This is a genomic window from Bacillus sp. JJ722 (genome assembly GCF_036963345.1).
Taxonomy (GTDB): domain Bacteria; phylum Bacillota; class Bacilli; order Bacillales; family DSM-1321; genus Bacillus_AD.
This window is the reverse complement of the sequence record NZ_JBALMO010000020.1, coordinates 44,194-52,322: the sequence shown is the minus strand read 5'-3', so window position 1 is coordinate 52,322 and position 8,129 is coordinate 44,194. Positions and strand designations below refer to the sequence as shown.

General features: G+C 36.6%; 7 protein-coding genes. 3 read left to right on the top strand and 4 right to left on the bottom strand.

Annotated elements, in window-relative coordinates:
- Nucleotides 1–167 precede the first annotated feature (167 nt).
- The 3 genes from V7014_RS03620 to V7014_RS03610 all read left to right on the top strand — a co-directional run bounded on the left by V7014_RS03620 (nucleotide 168) and on the right by V7014_RS03610 (nucleotide 2,525).
- A complete protein-coding gene (locus V7014_RS03620) occupies nucleotides 168–1,106 on the top strand; it encodes a sugar-binding transcriptional regulator (RefSeq protein ID WP_335504262.1) in 939 nt (312 codons plus the stop codon).
- 180 nt (nucleotides 1,107–1,286) lie between these two features.
- Nucleotides 1,287–1,919 carry a deoxyribose-phosphate aldolase gene (deoC, locus tag V7014_RS03615; RefSeq protein ID WP_335504261.1) on the top strand — a complete coding sequence of 211 codons (633 nt, stop codon included), beginning with the start codon at nucleotides 1,287–1,289 and terminating at the stop codon, nucleotides 1,917–1,919.
- Nucleotides 1,920–2,066: 147 nt separating this feature from the next.
- Nucleotides 2,067–2,525 (top strand): hypothetical protein, encoded by a 459-nt coding sequence (locus tag V7014_RS03610; RefSeq protein WP_335504259.1) that lies wholly within the window; start codon nucleotides 2,067–2,069, stop codon nucleotides 2,523–2,525.
- A gap of 80 nt (nucleotides 2,526–2,605) precedes the next feature.
- On the opposite strand, the gene V7014_RS03605 is transcribed toward V7014_RS03610, so the two are convergent.
- The 4 genes from V7014_RS03605 to tpiA all read right to left on the bottom strand — a co-directional run bounded on the left by V7014_RS03605 (nucleotide 2,606) and on the right by tpiA (nucleotide 8,128).
- Complete coding sequence (locus V7014_RS03605; RefSeq protein WP_335504257.1) at nucleotides 2,606–4,132, bottom strand: multicopper oxidase family protein; 1,527 nt, start codon at nucleotides 4,130–4,132, stop codon at nucleotides 2,606–2,608.
- Nucleotides 4,133–4,509: 377 nt separating this feature from the next.
- On the bottom strand, nucleotides 4,510–5,805 hold the full coding sequence (gene eno, locus V7014_RS03600) for a phosphopyruvate hydratase (protein ID WP_335504255.1): 1,296 nt from the start codon (nucleotides 5,803–5,805) through the stop codon (nucleotides 4,510–4,512).
- Between the two features lie 32 nt (nucleotides 5,806–5,837).
- A complete protein-coding gene (gene gpmI / locus V7014_RS03595) occupies nucleotides 5,838–7,373 on the bottom strand; it encodes a 2,3-bisphosphoglycerate-independent phosphoglycerate mutase (RefSeq protein ID WP_335504253.1) in 1,536 nt (511 codons plus the stop codon).
- On the bottom strand, nucleotides 7,373–8,128 hold the full coding sequence (tpiA, locus tag V7014_RS03590; protein ID WP_335504251.1) for a triose-phosphate isomerase: 756 nt from the start codon (nucleotides 8,126–8,128) through the stop codon (nucleotides 7,373–7,375). The genes gpmI and tpiA overlap by 1 nt, the downstream gene beginning before the upstream one ends.
- Nucleotide 8,129 lies beyond the last annotated feature (1 nt).

Genomic DNA, 8,129 nt, shown 5'->3' with positions numbered 1-8,129 from the left:
AGCGCCAGTTTGAACGGGATAAATCAACATATAGTAGCCATCGTTATCATAAAGAGTTTATTATTTATAAAGAAAGCAATACAAAAATGCTAAATATGTAAAATAAAGAGGATAATACATAAAAAGATCTTCTTTCTTAAAAAGATAAAATAAAAAAGGAGCTTCTCATGTACGAAGATAAAGATTTACTTAGTATCGATGTAGCTAAAATGTATTATGATTTGGACAAAAATCAAAGTGATATAGCAAAGGCATTAGATATTTCTAGACCTACAGTATCAAAATTATTGAAGTATGCTAAAGAAAAAAATTACGTTAGCATCGTCATAAATGACCCAAGAGATCAGTCTTCCAACTTAGAATTAGCACTGCAGGAAAAATATCAATTACAAGCAGTGCGTATCGCCTTCGCTCCCGCGGATGAAGAAAAGCAAATCAAGAAATATATTGGCAAAACTACGGCTGAATACTTAGATGAAATTATAATCGATGGCGATATCATAGGTGTTTCATGGGGAAGCACACTCTATGAGGTAGCAAAAGAATTAAAACCCAAAAATGTAAAAGGGATAGAAATTATCCAAATGAAAGGTGGCATGAGTTACTCACATCATAAGGCGCACGATATTGAAATCATTCAAATGTTCACCAATGCTTATAAAGCGTTTGGGCAATTTGTTCCACTCCCTGTTATCTTTGAATCAATTGAACTTAAAAATATCATTGGTCAAGATCGACATATTGCTCACGTTTTAGAACAAATGAAACGAGCGAATATCGCACTGTACTCGATTGGATCTATCTCAAAAGACTCTTTACTTTATAAGATGAACTATATTACCGACTCGGAGTTTCAGTCTCTGAAAGAGTCTGCTGTAGGTGATATTTGTTCGAGATTTTTCGAAAGTAACGGAAATGTATGTAATGAAGAATTAAATAGCCGAACATTTGGTATTGAATTATCTGACCTGAAACAAAAGGATAAAAGCCTCCTAATAGCTGGTGGAGAAGAAAAGGTAAAGGCTATACATATCGCTCTAAAACATCAATTAGCAAATACACTGGTTACGGATCGCTTCACAGCAAAGAAATTGCTAGCTCTTTAATCAAGGCCAAAGCTAGTAAGTTTATGTAAATGATAATATTTCTTCCTTAAATCTAATGAAAACTTCATATTTTATTACCTTTTTAAAGCTCCATTGGAACAATTGTAAAAATTATATTTTACAATTGTTCCTTATGGTGTTATATTGAATGTGAGCTTAAATTACGAGGAGGAAACAAACATGAATTTCAACAAATTAATTGACCACACAATCTTAAAGGCAGATACAACAGAAGCTTCCGTTCAAAGAGTACTAAATGAAGCTTTAGAACATAATTTTGCATCAGTATGTATTAGTCCATATTGGGTTCCATTAGCTGCAAAAGTACTGAAAGATTCTGAAGTAAACGTGGTAACAGTTATTGGATTCCCCTTAGGAGCAAACACAACAAATACAAAAGTATTTGAAACAAAAGATGCAATTGCCAATGGTGCAGATGAAGTAGATATGGTAATTAATATTGGTGAATTAAAAGCTGGTCGTTACGAAGTTGTACAAAAAGATATTGAAGCAGTAGTAGAAGCAGCTAAAGGCAAAGCGTTAGTTAAGGTTATTGTTGAAGCATGCTTATTAACAAAAGAAGAAATCGAAAAAGTAAGTGTCATCGTACGTGAAGCTGGAGCTGATTTCATTAAAACATCGACAGGCTTCTCAACAGGAGGAGCTACAGTCGAAGATGTAGCCTTAATGAGAAAACATGTTGGCGAACACGTAGGCGTAAAAGCTTCTGGTGGTGTAAGAACACCGGAAATGATGAAAGCATTAGTAGAAGCTGGTGCTAACCGTATTGGAACAAGTAACGGCGTCTATTAATTAATAATATAGAACCAATCGTATTCAGCTGAGAGCTTTTTATATAAATAACGCAACTAGAAAAACACAATGTATCCATAATATAATTACTACAAAATTAATATTATTAGAGTATTGCCGGTCTTAATAACAAGCCGGCAATATTTTTTGGTTGTATTCGCAATTAAAAATCTTTTACATATTCAAAACGCAAAATTAACGAATGAATTCTTAACTAGCCTTTTTACCATTCAGATAGAAAAATTAAGACACGATCAGGCAGTTACTGTATCTGATTTAGAAATTGTTATGAAAGATATAAAAAATCTAATAGATGATTTCGAATCACTTAATGTAAGTCAAGAAAGTGATTTAAATTCTTTTATTAAAACCATTCAAAATGATGATATATCCCATCTTGGGTATCAAATGTTAAAAAAACATGTAAATGATCATGTTTATATTAATAGAGGAACAACAGATGTATTACCAGAATTCGATTCTAATTCTATTGTTTACACCGCTAGTTCTATGGCGTTCTATAGAGAAACTATATATGATTGTATTGATGAAATCTTAAATAATCAATTACCTACGAAATATAATAATGTATTAGATAATAAATAATACTAAACAAAAAGCAGCTTATATCTAGTGAATTCAGCAAAAAATCACGCTTGAAATATAAGCTACTATTTTTGAAATCATCAGTAAATCTTAATTTGACCCATCATACCATTTTCCTCATGCTCAAGGATATGGCAATGGTACATATAAGTACCCTTTTGATGAAATTTGACAGCAATCTTCACTTTATCATCGGGATTTAGCGCAATTGTATCTTTATAGCCTTGTAGATTTGCTGGAGGCTTTTCTCCATTGATTGATATAACTTTGAATTGCGTCCCATGGATGTGGAAAGGATGAACCATACCACCCATCATGTCCGGTTTATTGTAAATTTCCCAAACCTCAGTCACACCCGCTTTTTGTTTAAAGTCAATTCTGTCCATATCAAACTTCTTACCATTAATTGTAACCATCGATCCCATACCGAATAGCTCAATTTTTTTACTAACATCCTTATTTAAATCCGATTCGCTTATCGAGATATTATTCATTTGCTTTGGCGTATCAGCTGTTTCAGAGCTAGTCGCCTCCTTAAATGTAAACGGTAAAACAACGGTACCCTCTTCTGTAATTAAAGCAAGATCTTCCTCTTTCATGTTTGAGAAATCTACAATAATCTCCACTCTTTCACCAGGTGTTAATTTCAATTCTTTTAATTCTACAGGCTGATTTAACAATCCTCCATCAGAGGCAATTTGCATAAATGACTGTTTATTACTTAACTTAAATACATAATTTCTCATATTCGATCCATTTACTAAACGAAAACGAACTTTCTCTTTATTCAAATTCAATGTTGGATTTACTGTACCATTGACTAATAACGTATCTCCTAATGTACCATCTGCATTCATAACTTCTTCATAGTTAAATTGCTTGTCTTTATCAAACGATTTATCTTGAATGATTAATGGAAAGTCATTTTTGCCATATTTATCTGGTAATGATAGCTGCTCTTGCTCCTCGTCTTCAAGATAAATCAATCCTGCTAAACCGTTGAAAACTTGTTTAGCTGTATTTCCTTTTGGATGTGGATGAAACCATAGCGTTGCCGCATCTTGTTGTACTTGAAAAGAGATTTGTTTCTGCTCCCCAGGCTTGATGATACTGTGCGGACCACCATCTGCATCACTTGGTAGCTCTAAACCATGCCAATGGAAGGTAGTCTCTTCGTCTAAATTATTTTTCGTATTTATATAAACATTTTGGCCTTTTTTCATTTTGACAACAGGACCTAGAAATGACGAATTATATCCTAAAGTACTTGTTTCATACCCTTTAAAAATCTCTGTTTTTCCCTTTTTCGTCTCAATGGTGTAATAAACATTATTTCCTTCTACTTTATCCGGCTTCAATATGGGTGGTACTTTCAATTCATTCTCCCCAGTTGAATTGTTTAATGGAAATTCATTCTGTTCATTAGCATGATCCATGTCACCGTCAGCTTGATTCATTTCAGAATGATCCATTCCTTCCATGCTATCCTCTGACTGATTCATTTCAGAATGGTCCATTCCTTTCATATCATCGTCTTGATTTGAAGAACATGCACTGATTATTAATGTACTGGCTAAAGCTAAGGTCATTAAATATTTCCTCTTCATAAAAAACACCCCTTTGCTATAACTTACCGAAAAACCTTGCAGAAATTATGAAGAAAAAGAGTGACTAAAAAAAATTTTTATTACTCCAATAAAGTGAAACTTTAATCGATGGGGTGTTCGTTCATCCCTCACCGATTAGTAGTCAATCGGGTTCTTACTGGCTCTTAATCTCCCACTTACACGTCTTCACTTATACTTTCGTTTTGAAGTGGGAGTCTTAGCGCTAGTTTGAACGGAAAAAAAACAACCCATATCAGCCGATTCAAACAAGAATCACTACTGATAATGGGTTGTTTTCTATAAGCCCAAGTTGATCCACCATAATGAATTGGCAAAGGCATTATGGTGGATATGAGCTTTCATTTATTGTTTTACAATTATCGTTTGATGTTGTAGAAAGATTTCATTCCATCGTATACTGCTAAATCGCCAAGCTCGTCTTCGATGCGAAGAAGTTGGTTGTATTTAGCGATACGGTCTGTACGAGACATAGAACCAGTTTTGATTTGACCAGCGTTAGTTGCAACAGCGATGTCAGCGATTGTAGCATCTTCTGTTTCACCAGAACGGTGAGATACAACTGCAGTGTAACCAGCGCGTTTAGCCATTTCGATTGCATCGAAAGTTTCAGTTAAAGTACCGATTTGGTTAACTTTGATTAGGATTGAGTTAGAGATTCCTTTTTCAATACCTTCAGCTAATTTTTTAGTGTTTGTAACGAATAAATCATCACCAACAAGTTGTACTTTATCACCGATACGCTCAGTTAATAATTTGTGACCTTCCCAGTCGTTTTCGTCTAAACCATCTTCAATTGATACGATTGGGAACTCGTTGCAAAGCTCTTCGTAGAAGTTAACCATGTCTTCTGAAGATAAACCAGTACGTCCTTCTCCAGCTAAGTCATATTTCTTAGTTTCTTTGTTGAAGAACTCAGAAGAAGCTACGTCCATTCCTAAGAAGATATCTTTTCCAGCTTCGTAGCCAGCTTTAGTGATTGCTTCGATGATTACTTCTAAAGCTTCACGGTTAGAACCAAGGTTTGGAGCGAATCCACCTTCGTCACCTACAGCAGTGTTAAGACCTTTGTCATGAAGAACTGCTTTAAGAGCGTGGAATACTTCAGCACCCATACGGATTGCTTCTTTGAATGTTGGAGCTCCAACTGGCAAGATCATGAATTCTTGGAAGTCAACGTTGTTGTCAGCGTGAGATCCACCGTTGATGATGTTCATCATTGGAGTTGGAAGTTGCTTAGCGTTGAATCCACCAAGGTAACGGTATAATGGAAGACCTACTGAATCAGCAGCAGCGTGTGCTACAGCCATAGATACACCAAGGATTGCGTTAGCACCTAGTTTACCTTTGTTTTCAGTTCCGTCTAATTCGATCATTGCTTTGTCGATTCCAGCTTGGTCAGTTACGTCCATGCCGATTACAGCTTCAGCGATAATGTTGTTTACATTATCAACAGCTTTTTGAACACCTTTTCCAAGGTAACGAGACTTGTCTCCGTCACGTAATTCAACTGCTTCATATTCACCAGTTGATGCACCTGATGGTACTAGAGCGCGTCCGAAGTAACCAGACTCAGTCATTACTTCTACTTCTACAGTTGGGTTTCCGCGAGAATCAAGAACTTCACGAGCATATACGAATTGAATGTATGGCATATTAAAAAATCTCCTTTAAATGTAAGTTTTTATTATTTGTTTACTAATGTAGATCCTGTCATTTCAACAGGCTTTTCTACGTTTAATAAATCAAGCATTGTTGGTGCTAAATCAGCTAATTTTCCATCTTCACGAAGTGTAACATTTTCTTTCGTTACAATTACAGGAACTGGATTTGTTGTATGAGCAGTCATTGGATTACCTTCAAGTGTAACTACTTCATCAGAGTTACCATGGTCAGCTGTAATGATTGCTTGTCCACCTTTTGCAAGGATGGCATCAACAATTTTACCTAAGCACTCATCTACTGTCTCAACCGCTTTAATCGTTGGCGCAAGCATTCCAGAGTGCCCAACCATATCAGGGTTAGCAAAGTTTAGAATAATCGCATCGAATTTATCAGCTGCAATTTCTGCAAGCAATGCATCCGTTACTTCGTAAGCGCTCATTTCTGGCTTAAGGTCGTACGTTGCAACCTTAGGAGAAGCAATTAAGATGCGCTCTTCACCAGGAAATTCCGCTTCACGACCACCACTCATAAAGAATGTTACGTGAGGGTATTTCTCTGTTTCAGCAATACGAAGCTGCTTTAAATTATTCTGAGACAGTACTTCACCTAATGTGTTATCAAGGTTAGAAGGCTTGAACGCTACATATCCTTTAACAGTTTCAGAGAAGTGAGTGAAGCATACGAAGTGTAAGTTCTTCGGTGCTTTAGGTCCACGATCGAATGAACGGAAGTCTTCGTTTGTGAACGTATTAGAAATTTGAATTGCACGGTCAGGGCGGAAATTATAGAAAATAACTGCATCATTATCTTGAATTGTTGCCACTGGCGATCCATCTTCGTTAGTAATAACAGATGGCAGTACGAACTCATCATAGATTTCATTTTTGTAGTTATCATCTACGCAATCCATTGCAGACGTGTAAGTAGGACCTTCAGCATAAACCATGCTACGGTAAGACTTCTCAACACGTTCCCACCGCTTATCGCGGTCCATGCTGTAATAGCGACCAGAAATCGTTGCGAATTTCCCTACACCATATTCTTTCATTTTTTCTTCAGTTTCTGCGATGTATTTTTTAGCAGTTCGCGGACCAACGTCACGTCCATCTAAGAAACCATGAAGATATACATTTTTCACACCTTCTTCAGCTGCTAAGCGAAGAAGAGCATACATATGATCAATATGGCTATGTACTCCACCATCTGATAATAAACCAAATAAATGAAGATTTGTACCATTTTTTTTCACGTGATTCAATGCGTCAACGAAAGTTTCGTTCTTTTCGAACTCTCCTTCACGAATCGCAACGTTCACACGAGTTAAGCTTTGATACACTACTCGGCCTGCACCGATATTTAAATGACCAACTTCTGAATTACCCATTTGACCTTCTGGAAGACCAACGAATTCACCGTCAGCACGTAAAGTAGCATGAGGGAAGTTGTTCCAGTAACGATCATAATTAGGCTTTTTAGATTGTGCTACCGCATTTCCTTCTGTAACATCACGAAGACCAAAACCATCAAGAATAATTAAAGCAACAGGAGCCTTAGTCATTATTTACCTGCCTCCAATAATTGAAGGAAAGATTGAGGTTCTAAAGCTGCTCCACCAACTAATGCACCGTCGATGTCTGCTTCAGCCATATATTCTTTGATGTTTTCAGGCTTAACGCTTCCGCCGTATTGAATACGGATTGCTTCTGCTACATCACGAGAGAATTGAGAAGCTACTACAGAACGGATGTGAGCACATACTTCATTAGCATCAGCTGCTGTAGAAGATTTACCAGTTCCGATTGCCCAAATTGGCTCATAAGCAATAACTGTAGCTTTAGCTTGTTCTTCAGTTAAACCAGCAAGAGCTTTTTCAATTTGAGCTCCTACAAGTTCGTTTGTTTTTCCGCTTTCGCGCTCTTCTAATGTTTCACCACAGCAAACGATTGGCGTTAAACCATGTTTGAATGCAGCAAGAGTCTTTTTGTTAACTGATTCATCCGTTTCATTGAACATTTCTCTACGCTCAGAGTGTCCAAGAATAACGTACTGAACGCCAAGGTCAGCAAGTGCAACAGGGCTTACTTCGCCTGTGAAAGCTCCATTTTCAGCAAAGTGCATGTTTTGAGCACCAATGCTAACGTTTGTGCCTTTTGTTGCTTCTACAAGTTGTCCTAAGAATAATGCTGGAGAACAGATTACTGATTCTACTGCATCGTTTGAAGGAACTCCATTTTTCACTTCTTCAACAAAGCTCATTGCTTCAGAAAGTGTTTTATTCATTTTCCAGTTACCAGCGATAATTGGTTTACGCATT